Genomic DNA, 22,454 nt, shown 5'->3' with positions numbered 1-22,454 from the left:
TGGGATCTTCTCGTGACGTCCTCGCCTGCGCTGCGCCTCGTGCGCCCACCGCTCGCGGACAGCCCTCTCACGGGCCCGGGGTCGCCGGTCGAGCTGGACGAGCAGCAGCGCGCTGCCGTGTCGCGAGCCGTGCACGGCGACGACAGGGCACTCCTGGTGATCGGCGCCCCAGGGACGGGAAAGACGACGGTCGCGCTCGAGTCGGTGGTCGCCGCCGTGGGCGAGGGGCTGCGCCCGGAGGACGTGCTGCTGCTCGCACCGGGGCGGCGGTCGGCTGCGGACCTGCGGGACCGGCTCGGGGCCCGGCTGCGCACCACGTCGGGCCGTCCGATGGTCCAGACCGCGGCGGCCACGGCGTTCGCGGTCCTGCGGGCCCGTGCCTCGCTTCTCGGCGAGCCTGCGCCGGCGCTCGTCTCCGGTGCGGAGCAGGACCTGCTCCTGGGGGAGCTCCTCGCGGGCCACGTCGCCGGCGAGGGCGTGCCGATCGCGTGGCCTCCGCACGTCCGGGACGACGTGCTCGCCCTGCGTGCCTTCCGGGACGAGCTACGGGACCTGCTCATGCGTGCCGCCGAGCGGGGGCTCGGGCCGGTCGAGCTCGCCGGCCTCGGGCACGCGCACGGTCGGCCGGAGTGGATCGCCGCCGCGAGGGTGTACGAGGAGTACCTCGACGTGCTCCAGCTGCGGTCCGGTACACCCGACCTCGGCCAGCGTCTCGACCCCGCCGTCGTGGTCGAGGAGGCGGCGCAGGCGCTGCTGGCGTGGGACGACGAGGTGCCCAGGGCGCCTCGGCCGCGCTGGCGGCTGGTGCTCGTCGACGACCACCAGGAGAGCACGTCGGCGACGGCGCGGCTGCTGCGCGTCCTGGCCGACGACGGCGCGCGCGTGGTGCTGCTGGCCGACCCCGACACCGCCGTGCAGACCTTCCGGGGTGCCGCGCCGACGCTCGTCGGCCGGGCGGCCGTCCGCGGGGACGGGCCGGGTGAGCTCGGTGCGGAGACGCTGGTGCTGGGTACGGTCTGGCGGCACGGACCTGCGGTCCGTGACGTGGTCGCACGGGTGACGACCCGGATCGGGTCGGTCGGCGCCGTCCAGCATCGACGCGCGGCGGCCCCGAGGTCGCCCCACCACGGCGGGTCGGCGCCCGACCTCCTGCCCGGGCGCCCCGGCGAGGTGCGCGCGGCCGTGCTGCCCAGCGGCGCGCAGGAGTCCGCGTTCGTCGCCCGGGTCCTGCGCACGGCGCATGTCGAGCAGGGGATCCCGTGGTCGCAGATGGCCGTCGTCGCCCGGTCCGGTGCTCAGGTCACCGCGCTGCGCCGAGCTCTGGCGGGGGCCGCGGTGCCCGTGAGCGTCCTCAACAGTGACGTACCGCTGGGCGAGGAGCCGGCCGTGCGGCCGCTGCTCGACGCGATGCGCGTCGCCGTGGGCGCCGCGGAGCTGGATGCCCCGACGGCCACCCGGCTGGCCTGCTCGCCTCTCGGTGGGCTGGACGCCGTGGCGCTTCGGCGTGTCCGGCGGGCGCTCCGCGCCGAGGAGCTCGCCGGCGGCGGCGGTCGCACGAGCGACGCGCTGCTCGTCGAGGTGCTCGGCGGACGCGGCCGGGCGGCGACCCTGCCGTCGTCGGTGGCCCGGCCGGTCGCGCACCTCGCCGACGTGCTCGCGAGCGGCCGGGATGCCGCAGCGCTTCCGGGGGCGGACGCGCAGACGGTCCTGTGGGCCTTGTGGCACACCGCAGGGACGGCCGAGGCGTGGCGCCGGTCCGCCCTGGCCGGCGGGGTCGCGGGCGAGCGGGCCGACCGCGACCTCGACGCGGTGCTCGCCCTGTTCCGTGCGGCCGAGACGTTCGTCGACCGGATGCCGCAGGCAGCGCCCGCCGCGTTCGTCGAGTGGCTGCAGGCGCAGGACCTGCCGTCCGACTCGTTGGCCGCCCGCGCCCGCCGGCAGGCCGTGCCCGTGCTGACGCCCGCCGGCGCGGCCGGTCAGGAGTGGCAGCTCGTGGTCGTCGCCGGGGTCCAGGAGAGCGTCTGGCCGGACCTGCGGCTGCGGGACTCCCTGCTCGGCGCGCAGACGCTCGTGGAGGTGGTCGAAGGCCGTGCCGTGGACGGTGGTGACGTCGGCGCCCGCGCCGCTGCCGCGCGCGCGTCGGTCCTGGCGGACGAGCTGCGGTCCTTCGCCGTGGCCTGCTCGCGTGCGCGGGCCACCCTCGTGGTGACGGCGGTCGCGGACGCGGACCAGCAGCCCTCGCCGTTCCTCGACCTGGTGAAGCCGTCCGACGGGGACGTCGACCCCCGCCGGACGTCGGTGGCCGCGCCGCTCGACCTCCGCGGCCTCGTCGCCGAGCTCCGCGCGCGTCTCGAGCAGGCCGAGCACGACGGGACGACCCCGGACCCGGCGTGGGCTCGCACGCTCGCCCGGCTGGCAGCGGCGCGCGTCCCGGGCGCCGACCCGTCGGCGTGGCACGGGCTCGCCGACCCGTCCAGCGACGCCCCCTTGTGGGGGCCGGAGGACCTGGTGCCCGTCTCGCCGTCCAAGCTCGAGACCGCGCAGCGCTGCGCCCTGCGGTGGGCTCTGGAGGCCGCGGGAGGGACGGCAGCGGACTCCGGTGGTCAGACGCTCGGCACGCTGGTGCACGCGATCGCGCAGGCGCACCCGCGAGGGACGCGTGCGGAGCTCGTCGCGGAGCTCGACAGGCGGTGGGGCGAGCTCGGCCTCGGCGACGGCTGGCCTGCCCGGGCCACGCGACGCAAGGCGGACGCGATGGTGGACCGGCTCGCGACCTACCTCCGTTCCGCCGGCGAGCCGCTGCTCGTCGAGGGCCCGTTCGCGATGACCACCGGCAGGGCCACGCTGCGCGGCACCGCCGACCGGGTGGAGCTCGACGGCGACGTCGACGGTTCCCCCACCGTCCGTGTCGTCGACCTGAAGACCGGAGCGTCGCCTCCGACCGCCGCGAAGGCCGCGGAGAACCCCCAGCTCGGGGCGTACCAGCTCGCGGTCGACGCGGGCGCCTTCGACGGTCTGGCCCCGGGCGCGACGAGCGCAGGTGCCCAGCTCGTCTACCTGGGCACGGGTGCGACGGCCGCGGTGCGCCGCCAGGAGCCGCTCGGACCGGAGACGGGAGGCCCCAGCTGGGCTCGCGAGCTCGTCGACGAGGTCGCGGAGCGCATGGCGGCCTCCACCTTTCTGGCGACCGCGAACGACCTGTGCGACCGGTGCCCCGTGCGGCGGGCGTGCCCCGTGCGGAGCGAGGGCGAGCAGGTGGTCGCGTGAGCGGTCCCGGTGCTCTCCTGGGTGCGGAGCAGATCGCCGTCCTGGTGGGCCAGCACCCGCCGACGCCCGAGCAGCGCCGCATCATCGAGGCCCCGCTCACGCCGTCGCTCGTGGTGGCCGGCGCGGGGTCCGGCAAGACGGAGACCATGGCGGCGCGGGTCGTGTGGCTGCTCGCGAACGGGCTCGTCGCTCCCGAGCAGGTGCTCGGCCTGACGTTCACGCGGAAAGCAGCGGCGGAGCTCGGCGACCGGGTGCGCCGCCGCCTGCGCCGCCTGGGGAGGTCCGCGGCCGACGCAGGGGTGGCACTGCCCGGCTCGCTCACCGGTACGGGTCCGTCCACCCTCGACGAGGTCATGGGAGGCCTCGCCCGGCCGACGATCGCGACCTACAACTCGTACGCGGCGTCGCTCGTCTCGGACCACGCGCTCCGGCTCGGCCTGGACCCGTCGGCCCGGCTGCTCGGTGAGGCGGCCCAGTGGCAGCTCGCGAGCGACGTCGTGGAGGCCTGGCGCGGTGACCTCGACACCGATGCGGCGACGTCGACGGTCGTCGACGCGGTGCTGTCGCTGTCCGGTGCGCTGGACGAGCACCTCCTGACTGCCGCCGAGGCGCGGCGGCAGGTGGAGTCGATCATCGACGCGATCGCGTCGACACCCGCCGGCGAGCCGCCACGGGCACCGTACGCGGAGGTCAAGCGGCTGCTGCGCTCGCTGGGCGAGCGGGCACGGGTGCTCGACATGGTCGAGGAGTACCGGGTCCGCAAGCGCGCGGCCGACGCCATCGACTTCGGCGACCAGGTCGCGCTTGCGGCCAGGCTGGCCCGGGACGTGCCGGAGGTCCGGGCAGCAGAGCGGACCCGGTACCGCGTGGTGCTGCTCGACGAGTACCAGGACACCTCCTACGCCCAGCTGACCCTGCTCGGCGCCCTGTTCGGCGGCGGCCATCCCGTGACAGCCGTGGGGGACCCGCACCAGTCGATCTACGGCTGGCGCGGTGCGAGCGCAGGCGGGCTCGAGGGCTTCCCCACGTCCTTCCCCGCGGTGGACCCCGACGGCGCCCGGCGGCCCGCTGACGTGCACGCCCTGTCGACGTCGTGGCGCAACGACCAGCGGATCCTCGACGCGGCGAACCACGTGGCGGCACCGCTGCGCGTCGCGGCCGGCCGGGTCCCCGTCCCCGTGCTGGCCGCGCGCCCCGGGGCCGGTGCCGGACACGTGCACGCGCACGTCGCCGAGACGCTCGAGACGGAGGCGGAGGCCGTGGCCCAGTTCGTCGCCGCCCGGTGGCGGGCCGGCGACGGCGCCGGGCACGGGCGGGTCACCGCCGCCGTGCTGTGCCGCAAGCGTTCGCAGTTCGGGCCGTTGCGCTCCGCCCTGCGGGCCGCCGGGCTCCCGGTCGAGGTGGTCGGGCTCGGCGGCCTGCTCTCCACACCCGAGGTCGTCGATCTCGTCGCGGCACTCCAGACGGCGCACGACCCGTCGCGCGGCGACGCCCTGATGCGGCTGCTCACCGGTGCGCGGACCCGCCTCGGTGCCGCGGACCTCCACGCGCTGGGGGCGTGGGCGGGCGAGCTCGCCGCCCGGCACCCGGGCGGCGGTCGGCCCGTCGACGGGGTCGAGGCCGACGTCGTCGACCAGCGCAGCATCGTGGACGCCCTCGACGAGCTGCCCCGGCCGGGCTGGCGCAGCGCGACGGGTCGCTCGTTGACGGACCAGGGCCGGCGGCGGCTGGTCGAGCTCGCAGGCCTGCTGAGCGCGCTGCGCGCCCACACGTACCTCTCGGTCCCCGAGCTCGTCGCCGAGGCCGAACGCCTGCTCGGGCTGGACATCGAGGTTGCCGCGCGGGCCGGCGTGTCGCCCGGGCGTGCCCGCGCCCATCTCGACGCGTTCCGCGACGTGGCGGTCGAGTTCGCGCGGTCCGCCGACCACCCGACGCTCGGCGGGTTCCTGGCGTGGCTCGACGCGGCGGACCTCCGCGAGAGCGGGCTCGACATGCCCGTGGCGGAACCGGACCCCGACGCGGTGCAGATCATCACCGTGCACGCGGCGAAGGGCCTGGAGTGGGATGTCGTCGCGGTCGCGGGCCTCGTGGACGGCGGGCTGCCCGCGACCCCGACCCGCGGCAAGGACGGACCGAAGGACTCGGCCTGGCTGACCGGGCTCGGGAGGCTGCCGTACCCGCTGCGCGGGGACCGGCACGACCTGCCGGTGTTCGCGTACGCCGGCGCGGCAGACCCCAAGGACCTCGAGGAGCGCCGCAAGCGGTTCGTGCACGACGCAGGCGACCACGAGGTCGCCGAGGAACGACGGCTCGCCTACGTCGCGATCACCCGCGCCCGCACGGACCTGCTCCTCACCGCGGCGTGGTGGGGCGACGGCTCCCGGGTCCGTGGGTTGTCCACGTTCCTCGAGGAGCTCGCCGAGGCCGGCCTCGTGGAGAGCGACGACTGGTCCGCGACGCCGGAGGACGGTGCGGCGAACCCACGTGCGTCGCTCATGGTCTCCGCGACGTGGCCGTCGGACCCGTTCACCGTCGAGGGCGGGGAAGGGCGGCGGACCGCGGTCGAGGCCGCCGCCGGCCGGGTTCGCGACGCGATGGCGGCTGCCGCTTCGACGGCCGGCTCCGGGGCGGCGCCGGACGGAGGGCAGGACGGGCGGCACCATCCGGCAGACGGACGGTCGGACGGAGGGCAGGACGGGCGGCACCATCCGGCAGACGGACGGTCGGACGGAGGGCAGGACGGGTGGCACCACCCGGCAGACGCAGGGCCGCACGCGGGGCCGGACCCGGGCTCGGCCGCCCGATCACGATGGGACGAGCTGGCCGACCGACTGCTCGCCGAGCACGACCGGGCCCGGACCCCCGACCGTGAGGTCGAGCTGCCCGCGCACCTGTCGGCGTCCGCGCTCGTGCGGCTCGACTCCGATCCCGGCGAGTTCGCCCGGTTCCTGCGTCGTCCGGTGCCGGCCGAGCCCTCGGCGCAGGCCAGGCGCGGCACACGGTTCCACGCCTGGGTCGAGGGCTGGTTCGGAGCTGCGTCGCTCGTGGACGTCGACGCCCTGCCCGGTGCTGACGACGACTCGCTCGCGGTCGACCTCGACGAGCAGGCGTTGCGCGACTCGTTCCTCGCGACTCCGTGGGCTCACCGCACACCGCTGGCCGTGGAGGTCGACATCGAGACCTCGGTCGACGGCTATGTGCTCCGGTCCCGGATCGACGCGGTGTTCCCGGACCCGGACGTGCTGCGGCAGGTCGGCCCGGACCATGGTGCCGGTGCCGGTGCCGGTGCCGACGCCGGTGCCGCCGCCGGTGCCCGTGCCGATGCCCGTGCCGGTGCCCGTGCCGACGCGGGTCCGGACGCGAGCCCGCGCGCCGTCCAGCACTCGGGTGCGCCCACCGACAGTGTGATCGTCGTCGACTGGAAGACCGGCGCACCGCCGACTGATGCCACGGCCCGTGCGTCCCGCGAGATCCAGCTCGCGGTGTACCGGCTGGCGTGGTCGCGCTGGACGGGCACCCCGCTCGGCCGCGTGCGGGCCGCGTTCTGCTACGTGGGCACCGGCGAGACCGTCTACCCGGAGCGACTGCTCGACGAGGCCCAGATCACGGCGCTGCTGCGGGCCGCGACGGCGGACGAGGAGGCGGACACGGGTCGCGCGGTCGTGCCGAACGTCCGTCGCGACGTCGGGAACGTGTGGCTCCCGGGCGCGGCGGGTGGACACCGCACGCGAGGGAGCCGGACGGCGGTCGCGCCTGCTGACCTGTCGGATCCGGGCGTCAGGCGTAGGTGACGCTGTCGGCGTCGTCCAGCTCGCGGGTGTGCGCATCGAGGTCCTCGAGCATGCCGACCGCGTCGTCGACGACGTCGACGCTCCCGGAACGGACGCCGTACATGAGCCACCGGGCCAGGGCCAGCTCGCCGGCCAGCATCGCCCGCCGGCCGAGGTGCGGGTCGGTGAGCTCGGTCCGCCGGAGCTGGTAGGCCTCCATGACCGAGTCGGCTGCGTCAGGTGCCGCGCCGACGAGCAACCACGACAGGTCGTCCGCCGGGTCGGCCACGATCGTGTCGCCCCACCCGAGGATGCCCGACACCGCGCGTCCGCGGACGAGCACCCGGTCACCGGACAGGTCGCCGTGGACGACGGTCGGCTTGAAGCGCCACAGGGCGACGTCCTCGAGCTGGGCCTCCCAGCGGCGCAGCAACGCGGGCGGCACCTTGCCGGTGCGCGCGGCCTCGTCGACCTCCGCCTGGCGTCGCTGCCGGTACGCCGCCGCGTCGTAGACGGGGGAGCCCGGCGTCCTCGACCAGCGACGTGGGCAGCTCGTGCAGTGCGGCGATCGCCCGGCCGACGGAGGCGGCGAGCCCCGGACCGGGTTCGAGCGTCTCCACCCGCAGCGGCTCACCAGGGATCTCGGCGTGCACCGCCGCCCGCCCTCCCTCGGGCAGGTGCGCGAATCCGACGGGCTCCGGCACCGCGAAGGGCAGCCTTCCCGCCGCCGCCTCGGCGCCGAGCGAGCCGATCAGCGCGACCTCCGCCTCGAGTGCCGCCCCGGCTGCCGCGTGCTGCGGCGCGCGGACCACCCAACGGCGGCGGGCCGAGTCGATGACGACGGCGACGTCGTAGTCGGTCCCGGGCTGCGCAGGCCGTCGAACGTCGAAGGCGTCCAGCCCCGGGACGGCCACCGTCGCGAGCGCGGCGAGAGCGAGGGGTGAGCGAGGCACTGGCCCAGAGTAGGCGTGGCCCCGCTGAGGGTCGGCCTCTGCGTGCGGCGTGTCGGTCCGGTTCGTCCGTCCACCGCACGGATGTCGGGTCGCGGACCACCGCGTACGGTGGCGCGGTGATCGCCGACGCCCTGCCTCTGTCCCGCGCCATGGTGGACCGGGCGGCGGTGCTGCGTGCCGACGAGCGCGTGCTCGAGGCGGCGCTGAACGACGCGCGGACCCGGGTGCTGCTCGTCGACGACGGCGCGGTGGCGACGGACGGTGACGGCCGGGTCGCACTGCTCGCGCCGGACGGCCTGCCCGAACATTCGGGTGTCGCGGCCGGTGACGGTGACGGCGACGCGAGGCTCCTCCTGCTGGGTCGCGGCGACGACGGCGTCATGTACCTCGCTCTGCGGGTGGCCGGTCCGCGGCCGGCTCCCCGTGCGGGGACGGCGTCGGACGTCCTGGTGCACGGCCGCAGCTCGACGACGGACCGCCCGGAGCTCCCGGTGGGACTCGCCTGGTCGGCGCTGCGGGTCGTCGGTGTCGACCTGTCGGCGCTCGAGGCCGGCCTGGTGACGACCGCGGTCGCGCTGGACGCGTGGCACGCCCGGCACCCACGCTGCCCTCGCTGCGGTGCGGTGACCCGAGTCACCCAGGCCGGCTGGGTCCGCGCCTGCACGGTGGACGGGTCCGAGCACTACCCGCGCACCGACCCCGCGGTGATCATGTCGGTGGTGGACGACGCGGACCGGCTGCTCCTCGGGCAGGCGACCGCCTGGGCGGAGAACCGCTGGTCCACCCTGGCGGGATTCGTCGAGCCGGGAGAGTCGCTCGAGCACGCGGTGCGCCGCGAGGTGCTCGAGGAGACCGGGGTGGTGGTCGGCGAGGTGGAGTATCGGGGGAGCCAGCCGTGGCCGTTCCCGGCGTCGTTGATGCTGGGCTTCCACGCCCGTGCCACGACCACCGACGTCGTGGTGGACGGCGTCGAGCTGGCCCGCGCCCGGTGGTTCACGCGCGACGAGCTCCGGGACTCGGTGGAGGGGGGCGACGTGGTGCCGCCGGGACCGTCGTCGATCGCACGGGCCCTCGTGGAGGACTGGTTCGGCGGCCCGCTCGGCCGCTGACGCTCCGGGTCTCTCGACGTGCGCGGCTCAGCTGGTGAGGCGCTCGCGGACCTGCACGAGCGACGGGTTGGTGAGCGCGGAGCCGTCCGGGAACACGACGGTCGGCACCGTCTGGTTGCCACCGTTGAGGGACTCCACCAGTCCGGCGGCGTCGGGGTGGTCCTCGATGTCGATCACGGTGTAGCCGATGCCGGCGGAGTCGAGCTGGGTCCTGAGCCGGTGGCAGTACCCGCACCACGTCGTGGAGTACATGGTCACGGTGCCCGCCTGGGGCAGGGTCTGCGTCGTCATCGTTCCTCGTCGTCCGGTGTGGCGACCGGGGCGTCCGGCCGCGCTCGTACGGCCGGGGCGCTCGCACGCCCCGGCCGTCTGCTCCAACAGGGTCGCACCCGCGCGTGTTCCCGACGACGGGCGCCGGCCGTCGCAACAGGTCGCACGGAGGGCATGGGCTGCAGGGGAGTCATGGGGGCATGGGGGCACGGCGGGCACGGCCGGCGCGGTGGGGACGGCTCGCACCGGCTGTGGGCACGGGCTGCGAGACTGTGCGCGATGTCCGCCGACGCCCTCCTCGACGCGCTCGACCCCGAGCAGCGCGCTGTCGCCACCGCCCTGCGCGGTCCGGTGTGCGTGCTCGCGGGTGCGGGCACGGGCAAGACGAGGGCGATCACCCACCGCATCGCGTACGGCATCCGCACGGGCGTGTACCGGCCGGGCAGCGTCCTCGCGGTGACGTTCACGGCGCGGGCCGCCGGCGAGATGCGGACCCGGCTCCGTGCCCTCGGCGCCACGGGGGTGCAGGCCCGCACGTTCCATGCCGCCGCCCTGCGCCAGCTGGGCTTCTTCTGGCCGAAGGTCGTGGGCGGCGCGGCCCCGCGCATCGTCGAGCAGAAGGCGCAGGTGGTCGCGGAGGCCGCGCGACGTGTGGGGTTGTCGGTGGACCGGGTGAGCGTGCGCGACCTGGCGTCCGAGATCGAGTGGGCCAAGGTCTCGCTCGTCACGCCGGACGACTACGCCCGCGCGATCACGGCGGTCGAGCGTTCCGTCCCCAGCGGCGACGACCCGCAGGCCGTCGCGCGCCTCATGACGGCGTACGAGCAGGTCAAGCTCGAACGCGGGGTGATCGACTTCGAGGACGTCCTCCTGCTGCTCGCGGCGATGCTGGTGGAGCGCCGCGACATCGCGGACGAGGTGCGCGACCAGTACAGGTACTTCGTGGTCGACGAGTACCAGGACGTCAGCCCGCTGCAGCAGTACCTGCTCGACCAGTGGCTCGGCGGCCGGCACGAGCTGTGCGTGGTCGGCGACCCGTCGCAGACGATCTACTCGTTCGCGGGCGCGACCCCGTACCACCTGACGACCTTTCCGCAGACGCATCCGGGCACCACGCTGGTCCGCCTCGTCCGGGACTACCGGTCGACCCCGCAGGTGGTGGGCCTGGCGAACCACGTCATCGACGCGAGCCGTCGCCTCGGCGGCCCCGCGCCGCTCGAGCTGCGAGCGCAGCGCCCGGACGGACCCGAGGTCCGCTACGCGGTGTTCGACGACGACGACGCGGAGGCGACCGGCATCGCACAGGCCGTCGCGCGCCTGGTCCGCTCGGGCGTCCGCGCGAGCGAGGTGGCGATCCTCTACCGGACGAACGCGCAGTCCGAGGCGTTCGAGGAGGCTCTCGCGAGCGCCGGCGTGGCCTACCAGGTCCGTGGCGGCGAGCGGTTCTTCGCGCGGCGTGACGTCCGCGACGCCCTGGTCCTGCTGCGGGGCGGGGCTCGCGCCGCCGACCCGCAGGTGCCGATGCCGGAGTCGGTGCGCGACGTCCTGCGCAACGTCGGCTGGGCCGAGCAGCCACCCGCCGCCCGGGGGGCGGCACGTGAGCGCTGGGACGCGATGCAGGCCCTCGTGTCGCTCGCTGACGAGCTGGCGTCGGCGCTCTCCGACGACGGCAGGTCCGCGACCGTCGCGGACCTCGTGGCGGAGCTCGACGAACGTGCGGCGGCCCAGCACGCGCCGACGGTCGAGGGAGTGACGCTGGCATCGCTGCACGCCGCCAAGGGCCTCGAGTGGGACGCCGTGTTCCTGGCCGGTCTCAGCGACGGGCTGCTGCCGACCGCACTTGCGGACACCGACGCGATGGTCGGCGAGGAGCGCCGCCTGCTCTATGTCGGCATCACCCGCGCACGCGAGCACCTGCAGCTGTCCTACGCCCGCGCCAGGCTGCCCGGGAGCCGCCCGACACGGTCGATGTCACGGTTCCTCGTCGACCTCTGGCCGGACGCCCGCGGCCGCACGAGCCGGGACCGTGCGCGACGTGCCGGGTCGGAGAGCGTCGACGACGACCCGGTCACGCGGGAGACGGCCGCGCGGCTGACGCGGTGGCGGGACGACCACGCCCAGGCCACGGGTGTCGCAGCCGTGCGCGTGCTCACCGCGGCGACCATCGCCGAGGTGGCGCGCAGGCGCCCCGCGACCCGCGAAGAGCTCGGTCGGGTGCGGGGGATCGGTGCCGTCACGCTGGCGACGGTGGGGGACGAGATCGTCGAGGTCGTGGCCCGCGCGTCCGCCCGGGCCTGACGGTCGCCTGGCCGACGCTGCCCCCTCCGGCGCGCCCGGCGGGGCAGCGCCCAGGCCCGCCCGGATCCCGGTAGGGGGCGATCTCCTGCGGATCTGACCGTGGCAGGAACTCGTCAGAAGTTCCTCCGCTAATTCGGTTGTCCGCACTTCTGACCGCCCCCTAGGGTGAGTCACGTCCTTGAAACATGGGCCGCGCCGTCACGGCGAGGGCCGGACCGGAGGGAGGTGGCGAAGCTGATGGACACCAACACGACGTATATGTCGATGGTCGAGCGCGCCGTACTCTCCCGCAGCCTCGCGCCCACGCCCGTGCCCCAGGGGCGAGCCCTGCCCATCTCGCGGTCGTGCGCCTCACATGGCGCGGACTCCGCGATGACGCCGATCTCGGTGAAGCAGCCGGCCTTTGCCCTCGGGAACACGACGCTCGGCGGAGCTGTCGCATGGCGCAAGCGTGGCGCCGATCTGCGACTCCGCCCCCGGACTCCTATGGTCTGACCGCACAACGGTCACAGGCCGCGGAGTCCGTCACTCGGATCCGCGGCCTTTCTCTTTCCTCCCGATGCCGGGCGGAGCGAGTCGGTCCCGATCCGGACCTCATCGCTCACAGTCAGGACATCAGGAGGACATCGTGCGGCTCACGACGCTGCTCGACACCGTGAACCAGGGCGGATCCGGCCCGTGGCCCCTCACGGGCAGCACCGCGACCACCGACGACCGTCAGCAGTTCGAGCTGCTGCTCGCCGACCTCATCCCGTGCCGTTCGAACGACCCCGAGCTCTGGTTCGCCGAGCAGACCGCCCAGGTCGAGGCAGCCAAGGCCCTGTGCCGCGAGTGCCCGCTCATCGACGGCTGCCTCGCCGGCGCCGTCGAGCGTGCCGAACCGTGGGGCGTCTGGGGTGGCGAGGTGTTCATCGGTGGTGTGGTCGTCCCGACCAAGCGCGGTCGGGGGCGGCCGCGCAAGAACCCGGGCGTCGCGGCCTGACCGTCGCGGCACCAGGATCCGCCGGTGGCCTCCGGCGGGTCCGCCGGTCGACGATCAGGTGGACACACCCGCGGGGACGACGGGCAGGGCGGTGCACCCGCAGTCGGGGTGCACCGCCCACATCCGTCTGCGAGGCACGACGTCCGGCAGGCCGATCTCGTACGTGACTCCCCGCAGGTGGGCGGACGTGCCGTCGAGATGCGCGACGACGGCCGCGGCGGCGAGCGCGGCGCACACGCCGGCCACCGGGCCGACCTCGCCCGCGGTTCGCGCTGAGGCTGCGGCGCCGGGGTTGTCGACGAGCTGGGCGACGAGGAGCGGCCACGCCGGGTCCACGTCGGTGCGGTGCAGGTCGAGGCACCGAAGGCACGGTCCGTCACCCGGGACGACGAGCGGCCCGACGACGGCGTCGGCCTCGCGCACGACGACCGAGAGGTGCGCGGTGCCCGTCGAGAGCAGGACCGGTGCACGTGCCGGGTCCGCGGCGGCGTGCTCGACGACGACCAGCACGTCGGGCTCGCGCCGGCCGTCGAGACCGATCTGGGGCGCGACGTCGCGCAGCACCCGGGTGGCGACATGCTCGCGCGCCGACCCGACGTCACTCCATCGGTAGCCGCCGAGCCCGACGTCGTCCGACCGGACGGCGCGCGGGTCGTCGACCAGCAGCGTCCCGACTCCCGCCGCGGCGAGGGCGACCGCGACGCCAAGACCCGTGGGGCCGAGGCCGATCACGCCGACGGTCCGCCGCGCGCGCTCCGCCACGAGGGGTGTGCCGTCGGCCTGCGGACGCAGCAGCGACCACAGCGCGGCCTCGGGAGACGCTGGTCCGGGTGCGACGCGGCCGGAACCGCCGGCCACCGTGAGGTGCGCCTCGTGGAGCAGGGCGACGAGCGTCGAGACACGCGCAGGATCCAGCCCGAGCCTTCCGGCGATCGCGGGCAGCGCCGCGAGGTCCGTGCGGTCGTCGACCGACATCAGGAGCCGGCACTCGGCCGTGCTCAGGTCCGTCAGGCGGACCGCCCAGCGCGGGTCCGTGCCCACCTGGACCTCGGTGTCCCCGCGGCGCAGGAGCCGCAGACCAGGACGCAGTCGCATGCACCCTCCTCGTGTCCGCGTCACTGTGTCAGCGGTGCTCGGATCGCGAGTCCGGTTGTCCACAGGCCGAGGAACGCCGCAGGGGGCACCGTCGTCGACGACGGTGCCCCCTGCGACAGGTGCTCAGGTGGTGCTCAGGCCTTGCCGAGGATCCGGTTGAGCTTGGTGCCGCAGACCGGACAGGTGGCCTTCGCCATGCGCCGTCCGGACTCGGACACGACGACGTCGCCCTCCGCCTCGCGCTTCTCCTTGCACTTCACGCAGTAGAACTCACCCGCATACGTCTCGGCCATGGTGCCCTCCCTCGGTGTGGTGCACCGGTCCGGGACTTCCGCCGGCCGGCGGCCGGGCAGGGTCGTGACCGACGCGCCCGCGCGTCGTCCACAGTAGTGGCGATGGGTGCTGCGGACGCGGGATCACGCCGTGGCGCGCCGCGCGTCCGACCGGTGAACGGGCTGGACGTGGGTGCCGGGCGCTAGCGTGCACGTGTGCAGCCGCCCACGCACGACCTGTCCCAGGTCGAGGTCCGCCGATCACGCAAGCGCGTGCGGACGGTCACGGCCTGGCGCGAGGGCGACCAGACGATCGTCGCGATCCCGGCCCGGTTCACGCACGCACAAGAGCGTGAGTGGGTCCGCCGGATGCTCGGGCGGCTCGCAGCCCAGGAGCGCCGGCGTCGCCCCTCGGACACCGAGCTCGCGGCCCGCGCCACCGAGCTGTCGGCGCGCTACCTCGGCGGGCGGGCGGTCCCGACGAGTGTCACGTGGTCCACGAACCAGGGCCGGCGCTGGGGGTCGTGCACGCCGACGGACGGCACGATCCGTATCTCCGACCGGGTGCGCGGCATGCCGAGGTGGGTCCTGGACTACGTCCTGCTGCACGAGCTCAACCACCTGCTGCACGCCGGTCACGGCCCCGAGTTCTGGGCCGAGCTGGAGGGCTACCCCCGGACGCAGCGCGCCCGGGGGTTCCTCGAGGGGTACGCCTTCGCCGGTGAGCCGGTCGCCGGCCGGGGTGGCGGCGGCCCCTCGGACGGACCGGCTCACGGGACGGCCGACGGGGAGCTCGTCGACGCCTTCGAGGACGACGTGGCCGGCGACGTCGAGGACGTGGCGGACGAGGTCCCGGACGTCGACCTCGTGGAGCAGGCTGACTCGGAACGAGCCGACGCGGACCAGGTGGCCCTGGAGCAGGTAGCCGCGGAGCAGGCGCGGAGCCGATAGCCGCGGAGCAGGTGGCCACCGAGCAGGTGGCCGCGGAGCAGGTGGACCCCGGCCCCTGAGCGCGGCCCTCAGTCGTCCGTGCCCGTGACCCTCCCCTCGTCGCCGTCTGCCGGTGGCTCACCGAAGATCTCCGCGAGCGCACGGTCGACGTCGGCCGTCTCGTCGACGGCGGCATCGCGGCGCGCCGTGTAGCCCGTCGGGTCGTCGAGGTCCTCCGTGCCGGGCAGCAGGTCGGGGTGTGCCCAGACGGCGTCACGGGCCTCCGGCCCGGCGTCGCGGGTGATCTGCGCCCACAGCGCCGCCGCTTCGCGGAGCCGTCGGGGTCGCAGCTCCAGGCCGACGAGGCTGGCGAACGTCTGCTCGGCGGGCCCACCCGCTGCGCGCCGCCGTCGGACCATCTCGCGCAGCGCGACGGCGTGCGGCAGGTGCGGCAGTGCTGCGGTGGCGGTGACCTCGTCCACCCAGCCCTCGACCAGCGCCAGAGCCGTCTCGAGGCGTTCGAGGGCCGCCTGCTGCGCGGGCGTGGTGTGTGGGGCGAACACGCCGCTCGACAGGGCGGCCTGCAGGGCGGCGGCGTCCGTCGGGTCGACGGAACGGACCGCCTCCTCGAGCTGGTCGGCGTCGATGGAGATGCCCCTCGCGTACGTCTCGACGGTGCCGAACAGGTGGGCGCGCAACCACGGGACGTGCGTGAACAGCCGCGTCGCCGCGGACTCGCGCAGGGCGAGGAAGAGCCGCACCTCGTCGGCCGGGGCGTCGAGCCCTTCCGCGAACGCGTCGACGTTGGCTGGGACGAGTGCCGGGGCGGGGGTCGCGACGAGCGGCAGCCCCACGTCCGTCGTGCCGAACACCTCGCGGGCGAGGGTCCCGGCTCCCTGACCGACCTGCATGCCGAACACGGCCGACCCGAGGCGGCGCAGCAGCTGCGTGGCGTCGATGCCGCCGGGCAGCGCGGCGTCGTCGGAGGGCAGGCTCGAGCCGAGCGCGCCGACGAGAGCGGCCGACAGCGACGTCGCGATGGGCTCGGTGAGCGTGCGCCACGTGGGCAGGGTCGCCTCGACCCACTCCGCGCGGCTCCAGGCACCGGGGGGACCGGCTGCCGGCGGGAGGTCGGTGACGGCGTCGAGCCACAGCTCGGCGACCTGGAACGCGTCGCGGACCTGCCGGACCTGCTCGGCGGACAGGGACGGGTCGCCACCGGTCGCGGCCTGCTGCCGGGCCAGATCGTGCGCCATCTGCCAGTTCACCGGCTGGTCCCCGGACATGGCGAGCATCCGCTGGACCTGCGAGAACACCTGCTCGAGCGCGGCCGGGTCGGAGGGGAGGCCGGACGCCTCGGCCATGGCCGCGGGGTCGATGCCGCGGGCCTGGAGCTCGCGGATGGCGTCCTGCGCGCCGTCTCCGAGCACCGCCCGCAGCATCTGCTCCCAGGCGGGGACGTCCGACCCGCCGGGGTCAGGGGTGGCGGGATGGTCGGAGCTCACGGAAACCTCCTGCGACGATGGGGTCCGGCTGCGACCACGGTAACCGCGCAGCCCAGGAACGGAGCATGGTGGTCGGACAGGTTCGCTCAGGGCGCACGGAGGCCGTCGCCGACCGGGACACCGTGCTCGTCGTCGGCCGGGGTCCGATCGCCGCTGCCGTGGCCGCGGCGTGGTCGGGCGACGTCCGGACGGTCGACGAGGTGCCCGCCGTGGAGCCGCAGGCGGCGCTGGCCGGTGTCGACGTGGTGGTGCTCGTCGCGCACCCCGGCGACCTGACCGCGACCGCCGGGCGGTCGGTCCGCGAGCGGCAGGCGGAGCTCGTCGCGCACACGCAGCGCACGCTCTCCGCGGCCCGCGCGGCCAAGGTCAGGCACGTGGTGGTCGTGACGTCGGCGGTCGTGTACGGCGCCTGGCCCGACCGGCCGGTGGTGCACGACGGTGACCCGCTGCACCGCGGTGGGGACGACGAGCAGACCGGGCTCGTCGGCGACCTGCACGCGGTCGAGGCGGTGGTGGCCCGGTCGGGTCGGCGGCGGACCCCGCTGCTCACCGTGCTGCGCCCGTCGCCCGTGGTGGGCGCCGGGGTGGACACCTTCGTCACGCGCCACTTCGAGGCGCCGCGGTTGCTCACGGTCCGCGGCGCGACGCGCCAGTGGCAGTTCGTGCACGTCGACGACCTGGCATCGGCCGCGCGCTTCGCCGTCGACCACGGTCTGCTCGGGGCGCTGACCGTCGGTGCGGTCGACGAGCTCAGCCCGACCCAGGTGGAGTCCGCGGCCGGCATGCGCCGGGTGGAGCTCGCCGCGACGACGGCCTTCGGGACGGCCGAACGGCTGCACCGGGTCGGGGTGCTGCCGGCGCCGGCGGCAGAGCTGGCGTTCGTCGTCTACCCGTGGACCGTGGCCGCGGACCGGCTCCGGGCGGCCGGCTGGGAGGCCCGGTGGTCGAGTGCCGCATGCCTGGACGTGCTGCTCGAGGGAGTCCAGGGGAGGGTCGCGGTCGCCGGGCGACGGCTCGGGTCCCGTGACGCGGCGGCGTTGGGCGCTGCCGGGGCCGCGGTCGCGGTGATCGGCACGGCGGCGGTGTGGAGACAGGCGCGCGCGCGACGGCGTCGCTGACCGCCGTCCTGGCGGTCGGCACCGGCGTCGCACCGGCGTCGACGTCGTAGGGGATGATCGGGGGGTGCTCGAGGAACCCTCTGACCCGTTCGACGTCCCGCCGTACGAGCCCGAGCGGGTCAGCCCGCGCTCGCTGATGCTCTCCGTCGGCATGCTCGGTACGGCCGTGCTCCTGGCGCTGCTCGTCGTCATGCCCACCCCGTACGCGGTGAACAGCCCGGGCCCGACGCGGGACGTGCTGGGCGAGCACGAGGGCACGCCGCTCATCCAGGTCACCGGGGCCGAGACGTTCGACTCGACCGGCGAGCTGCGCCTGACGACGGTGTCGGGCACGGGCGGCCCGGGTTTCCCCTCGACCCTGGTCGGGGCCCTGCAGGGATGGCTGGACCCCTCGTCCGTGGTGCGACCGGTCGAAGAGCTGTACCCGCCCGACGTCTCGCAGGAGCAGATCGACGACTCCAACCAGGCGGAGATGGTGTCCTCCCAGGAGAACGCCAGCGTCGCGGCCCTCACCGAGCTCGGGTACGAGGTCCCGGCCACGCTCGTCGTCGCGGACACCGTGGAGGGGACGGACGCCGCCGGCAAGGTCGAGGAGGGCGACGTCATCGTGGCGCTCGACGGCGCGCCCGTGGCGGACTACCAGACCCTCATCGACGACCTGGACGACGTGGTGCCGGGTGACACCGTGACGCTGACGGTGAAGCGGCACGGCCAGTCGGTGGACCTGCCGATCGTCACCGGCACCAAGGAGGACGGCGGTGCGCAGATCGGCGTCTACATCGACCCGACGTTCGACATGCCGGTCGACGTGGAGATCAGCATCGACGACATCGGCGGCCCCAGCGCCGGGACCATGTTCGCGCTCGGGATCATCGACAAGATGACCCCCGAGGACGAGGCGAACGGCGTCGACATCGCGGGCACGGGCACGATCGACGTGACGGGCGACGTCGGACCTATCGGCGGCATCCGGCAGAAGCTCGCAGGCGCGCGCCGGGACGGGGCGACGTGGTTCCTCGCGCCCGCCTCGAACTGCGACGAGGTCGTCGGGCACGTGCCGGACGGGCTGGACGTCGTGAGGATCTCGACGCTGCACGAGGCGCGCGAGGCGATGACCGCGATCGGCGCGGGGACCGGGGACTCGTTGCCCACGTGCACCACCGCGGCCGGCTGACCCGTCTACTCCGGGCCGCTCGGCCGGCCCTCAGTCGAACGTCGAGCGGACCGCCGCCACGAGGCCGGGCACGAGGTCGGCACCCTGGCCCACCTCGTCGTCCGAGTCGTGGGCCCGGGCGCGCACGGCGCACCAGGACGGGCCGTCGCGCAGGGCCCCGACCGCGAGCCGGACGTCCTCCCGGTCCGGGTGCGCCAGGAGGTAGGCCAGGGCCGCCTCGGGGTCGCCGGGCATGTCCGCCTCGGCCGCCGGCGGCAGCACCACCCGCTCCACCGTCACGGCCATCCCCTCGACCGCGTCCGGCCACGACAGCCCCGCGAGCAAGGACTCGAGGTCGGGCGCGGCGGGCAGGTCCTCCTGCTCGACGGAGGTCAGGTGCCACGTGTCTCCCGTCGCGGCGGCCAGCACCTCGGGCGTGAGCTGGTCGGCCAGGCCCGGCTCGGCCTGCAGGGCGTGCTGCGTGCGGACCAGCGCGAACACCCGGACCGGACCGTCCCACCCGGCCGACGCCACGTGGTGCTCGATCTCCTTGACCGCGTCGGCGAGCGCGCTCCGCGCGGCTTCCTCGTCTCTCACGCGCTCATCGTCGCACCCGTGTGGGAACCTGGGTCCCGCCCGGCTCGTTCACGCTGCGAGCACTCCGCATCCCGCGGCGGCCGCTCCACGCGACCGGTCGTGCCGGTCGCTCCCCATCACCGTCGACGACGAGGACCGCAGCACCGTGACCTTCGCCAGCCCGCCCCGTCCGCGACCGACCCGTCGGCGGCGCGGGGCGCTCGTGCCCACCCTCGTCGTGCTCGGCCTCGTCGTCGTCACCGTGCTCGTGCTCGCGCAGGTCTGGACCGAGGTGCTCTGGTACGACCAGCTCGGCTTCCTGCAGGTGCTGCGGACGGAGTGGGGTACCCGGACGGTGCTGTTCCTGCTCGGATTCCTCCTGATGGCGGGAGGGGTGGCCGCCAGCCTGAGCTACGGGTACCGGTCACGACCGGTCTACGCCCCGTCCACGCAGGAGCAGCAGAACCTCGACCAGTACCGCGAGGCGATCGAGCCGCTGCGCCGGCTCGTCATGATCGTCGGCCCGGCCGTGCTCGGCCTGTTCGCCGGCGCGGCCGCGTCCCAGCAGTGGCAGACCGTCCAGCTGTGGATGCACGGCGGAAGCGTCGGTGAGACCGACCCCCAGTACGGCATCGACCTGGGGTTCTACCTGTTCACGCTGCCGGGGCTCCGGTTCGTCGTGTCGTTCCTCATGGCCGTGACCGTGCTGGCCGGTATCGCGGGTCTGGCGACCCAGTACCTGTACGGCGGCCTGCGGGTCGGCGGTCAGCGCGGCACCGCGCCGCGGACCACCAAGGCGGCGCGCGTGCACCTCGCGGTCGTCGGTGCCGTGCTGATGGTGCTCATCGCCGGGAACTACTGGCTCGACCGGTACTCGATCCTCACGAAGGCCGGCGCCAAGTTCGAGGGGGCGTCGTTCACCGACGTGCACGCCGTCATCCCGTCGAAGGCCATCCTCGCCGGCATCGCGGTGTTCGTCGCCGTGACGTTCATCCTCACTGCCGTCCGCGGCAACTGGCGCCTGCCCGCCATCGGCGTCGGCCTCATGGTGGTCGCCGCGATCGCCGTCGGCGGGATCTACCCGGCCGTCGTGCAGCGGTTCCAGGTGCAGCCGAACCAGCAGGACCGCGAGGCGGACTACATCAAGCGCAACATCGACGCCACGCGCGCCGCGTACGGACTGCAGGACGTCGCCACGAGCGAGTACGACGCGGACGTCGTCGCCGAGGCGGGTGCCCTGCGGCAGGACGCCGACACCACCGCGTCGATCCGGCTGCTCGACCCGCAGATCGTGAGCCCGTCGTTCAAGCAGCTGGAGCAGATCAAGGGCTTCTACCACTTCCCCGAGACGCTCTCCGTGGACCGCTACGAGGTGAACGGCGAGAGTCGGGACACCGTCATCGCGGTCCGCGAGCTCGACCTGTCCGGTCTGGACGCACAGCAGCGGAACTGGACCAACGACAGCACCGTGTACACGCACGGGTTCGGTGTGGTCGCGGCGTTCGGCAACACCACCGAAGGGCGGGGGGCGCCGGCGTTCTGGGAGCAGGGCATCCCGTCGACCGGCGAGATGGGCCCCTACGAGCCGCGGATCTACTTCAGCCCGCGGGCGCCGCAGTACTCGATCGTCGGCGCGCCGGAGGGGACCAAGAGCTGGGAGCTCGACTACCCGGACGACGCGGCGGGCGGCTCGGTGAACACGACGTTCCCGACGCGGGACGTGTCTGCCGGGCCGAGCATCGGCAACCCGTGGAACCAGCTGCTGTACGGCCTGAAGTTCGGGTCCGAGCAGATCCTGTTCTCCAACCGCGTCAACGAGGACTCGCAGATCCTCTACGACCGTGACCCTCGGGACCGCGTCCAGAAGGTCGCGCCGTACCTCACGCTCGACGGTCGGGTGTACCCGGCGGTCGTCGAGGGCCGGGTCAAGTGGATCATCGACGGCTACACCACGAGCGACGAGTACCCGTACTCGGCGCTGCGCTCGCTCGAGGAGGCCACCACCGACTCGATCACCGAGACGTCCACCACGATCCAGGCGCTCCAGCCGAAGAACGTGAACTACATCCGCAACTCGGTGAAGGCCACGGTCGACGCGTACGACGGCTCCGTCGACCTGTACGCGTGGGACACGCAGGACCCGGTGCTCAAGGCCTGGTCCAAGGTGTTCCCGACGTCGCTGCAGCCGCTGTCCGCGATCGACGGTGCACTGATGAGCCACATCCGCTACCCCGAGGACCTGTTCAAGGTGCAGCGGAACCTGCTCAGCCAGTACCACGTGACCGACCCGGGCCAGTTCTTCACCGGGAACGACTTCTGGGCCAACCCGGCCGACCCCACCAAGTCCAACGTCAACGTCCCGCAGCCGCCGTACTACCTGACGCTGCAGATGCCCGACCAGGACAGCGCCCGGTTCTCGCTCATGTCGTCGTTCATCCCGAGCGGGTCCGGGGCGCGCAACGTGCTGACCGGGTACCTCTCGGTCGATGCCGAGGCGGGCAACGAGTCCGGCAAGCCGTCGGCCGACTACGGCAAGCTGCGGCTGCTCGAGCTGCCACGAGACTCGACCGTGCCCGGTCCCGGCCAGGTCAACAACAACTTCACGTCCGACCCCGTGGTGTCGAACGAGCTCAACATCCTCGGGCGCGGCGACTCCAAGGTGGTCCGTGGCAACCTCCTGACGCTGCCGGTCGGCGGGGGCCTGCTCTACGTGCAGCCGGTCTACGTCCAGGCGGCCTCCGGAACCACGTTCCCGCTCCTGCAGCGTGTCCTGGTGGCCTTCGGCGAGAACATCGGGTTCGCCGACACGCTCGACGGGGCGCTCGACCAGGTGTTCGGAGGGGACTCCGGGGCCGATGCCGGCGACGCGGGAACCGACCCGGGCACGGGCACGACCGCGACGCCGCCGCCCACCGGTGGCGGGACCGACGCAGGGGGAGGCACGAACGCCTCGGCACGGGCCGACCTGGAAGCCGCCCTGCAGGCCGCGAACAAGGCGATCCAGGACGGGCAGGCCGCCCTGGCGACGGGCGACTTCACCGCCTACGGCCAGGCCCAGAAGAGCCTCGACGCGGCCATCGACGCGGCGATCGCCGCCGAGTCGCGTCTCAACCCGGAGCCCTGACGAGACGGGGGGTGACGTACGCCACCCCCGGT

Annotated in this window: 15 protein-coding genes; 9 read left to right on the top strand and 6 right to left on the bottom strand. The window is 74.5% G+C overall.

The features are described 5' to 3' along the window. Positions 1 to 12: 12 nt before the first annotated feature. On the top strand, positions 13 to 3,267 hold the full coding sequence (locus ACVW07_RS05500; RefSeq protein ID WP_456818266.1) for an ATP-dependent helicase: 3,255 nt from the start codon (positions 13 to 15) through the stop codon (positions 3,265 to 3,267). Then, positions 3,264 to 7,058: a UvrD-helicase domain-containing protein gene (locus tag ACVW07_RS05495; protein ID WP_456818265.1), complete on the top strand. Its 3,795-nt coding sequence runs from the start codon at positions 3,264 to 3,266 to the stop codon at positions 7,056 to 7,058. The genes ACVW07_RS05500 and ACVW07_RS05495 overlap by 4 nt, the downstream gene beginning before the upstream one ends. Here the strand turns inward: ACVW07_RS05495 and ACVW07_RS05490 are convergent. After that, entirely contained in the window at positions 7,045 to 7,482 is a 438-nt protein-coding gene (locus tag ACVW07_RS05490; protein WP_456821031.1) for a phosphotransferase, read from the bottom strand. The two genes, ACVW07_RS05495 and ACVW07_RS05490, sit on opposite strands and share 14 nt — an antisense overlap. A 624-nt stretch (positions 7,483 to 8,106) precedes the next feature. On the opposite strand from ACVW07_RS05490, the gene nudC reads away from it, so the two are divergent. Beyond that, on the top strand, positions 8,107 to 9,099 hold the full coding sequence (gene nudC, locus ACVW07_RS05485; RefSeq protein WP_456818264.1) for an NAD(+) diphosphatase: 993 nt from the start codon (positions 8,107 to 8,109) through the stop codon (positions 9,097 to 9,099). A 27-nt stretch (positions 9,100 to 9,126) separates the two neighbouring features. On the opposite strand, the gene ACVW07_RS05480 is transcribed toward nudC, so the two are convergent. After that, complete coding sequence (locus tag ACVW07_RS05480; protein WP_456818263.1) at positions 9,127 to 9,390, bottom strand: mycoredoxin; 264 nt, start codon at positions 9,388 to 9,390, stop codon at positions 9,127 to 9,129. Between the two features lie 258 nt (positions 9,391 to 9,648). Here ACVW07_RS05480 and ACVW07_RS05475 point away from each other — a divergent pair, with 258 nt between their 5' ends. After that, positions 9,649 to 11,667, top strand: a complete 2,019-nt coding sequence (locus ACVW07_RS05475) for an ATP-dependent helicase (RefSeq protein ID WP_456818262.1) — start codon at positions 9,649 to 9,651, stop codon at positions 11,665 to 11,667. Between the two features lie 628 nt (positions 11,668 to 12,295). Then, positions 12,296 to 12,649, top strand: coding sequence for a WhiB family transcriptional regulator (locus tag ACVW07_RS05470; RefSeq protein WP_456818261.1), 354 nt, complete (start codon positions 12,296 to 12,298; stop codon positions 12,647 to 12,649). Between the two features lie 54 nt (positions 12,650 to 12,703). On the opposite strand, the gene ACVW07_RS05465 is transcribed toward ACVW07_RS05470, so the two are convergent. Together ACVW07_RS05465 and ACVW07_RS05460 are read right to left on the bottom strand one after the other, a co-directional pair. Beyond that, positions 12,704 to 13,744: a thiamine biosynthesis protein ThiF gene (locus tag ACVW07_RS05465; protein ID WP_456818260.1), complete on the bottom strand. Its 1,041-nt coding sequence runs from the start codon at positions 13,742 to 13,744 to the stop codon at positions 12,704 to 12,706. A gap of 134 nt (positions 13,745 to 13,878) precedes the next feature. Next, positions 13,879 to 14,037, bottom strand: a complete 159-nt coding sequence (locus ACVW07_RS05460; RefSeq protein WP_191788260.1) for a DUF5679 domain-containing protein — start codon at positions 14,035 to 14,037, stop codon at positions 13,879 to 13,881. A gap of 195 nt (positions 14,038 to 14,232) precedes the next feature. Between ACVW07_RS05460 and ACVW07_RS05455 the strand changes: the two genes are divergently transcribed. Continuing rightward, positions 14,233 to 14,967, top strand: a complete 735-nt coding sequence (locus tag ACVW07_RS05455; RefSeq protein ID WP_456818259.1) for a M48 metallopeptidase family protein — start codon at positions 14,233 to 14,235, stop codon at positions 14,965 to 14,967. Positions 14,968 to 15,035: 68 nt separating this feature from the next. On the opposite strand, the gene ACVW07_RS05450 is transcribed toward ACVW07_RS05455, so the two are convergent. After that, a complete protein-coding gene (locus ACVW07_RS05450) occupies positions 15,036 to 16,451 on the bottom strand; it encodes a zinc-dependent metalloprotease (protein ID WP_456818258.1) in 1,416 nt (471 codons plus the stop codon). A 65-nt stretch (positions 16,452 to 16,516) separates the two neighbouring features. Here ACVW07_RS05450 and ACVW07_RS05445 point away from each other — a divergent pair, with 65 nt between their 5' ends. After that, on the top strand, positions 16,517 to 17,569 hold the full coding sequence (locus tag ACVW07_RS05445) for an NAD-dependent epimerase/dehydratase family protein (RefSeq protein ID WP_456818257.1): 1,053 nt from the start codon (positions 16,517 to 16,519) through the stop codon (positions 17,567 to 17,569). Positions 17,570 to 17,633: 64 nt separating this feature from the next. Further along, on the top strand, positions 17,634 to 18,743 hold the full coding sequence (locus tag ACVW07_RS05440) for a YlbL family protein (RefSeq protein WP_456818256.1): 1,110 nt from the start codon (positions 17,634 to 17,636) through the stop codon (positions 18,741 to 18,743). Positions 18,744 to 18,773: 30 nt separating this feature from the next. Here ACVW07_RS05440 and ACVW07_RS05435 read toward each other — a convergent pair whose 3' ends face one another. Further along, positions 18,774 to 19,319 (bottom strand): PPA1309 family protein, encoded by a 546-nt coding sequence (locus ACVW07_RS05435; RefSeq protein ID WP_456818255.1) that lies wholly within the window; start codon positions 19,317 to 19,319, stop codon positions 18,774 to 18,776. A 145-nt stretch (positions 19,320 to 19,464) separates the two neighbouring features. Here ACVW07_RS05435 and ACVW07_RS05430 point away from each other — a divergent pair, with 145 nt between their 5' ends. After that, positions 19,465 to 22,422 carry a UPF0182 family membrane protein gene (locus ACVW07_RS05430; RefSeq protein ID WP_456818254.1) on the top strand — a complete coding sequence of 986 codons (2,958 nt, stop codon included), beginning with the start codon at positions 19,465 to 19,467 and terminating at the stop codon, positions 22,420 to 22,422. Positions 22,423 to 22,454: the final 32 nt, after the last annotated feature.

It is taken from the genome of Cellulomonas sp. URHB0016 (genome assembly GCF_054057935.1).
This window is presented reverse-complemented; position numbering and strand designations above follow the sequence as displayed.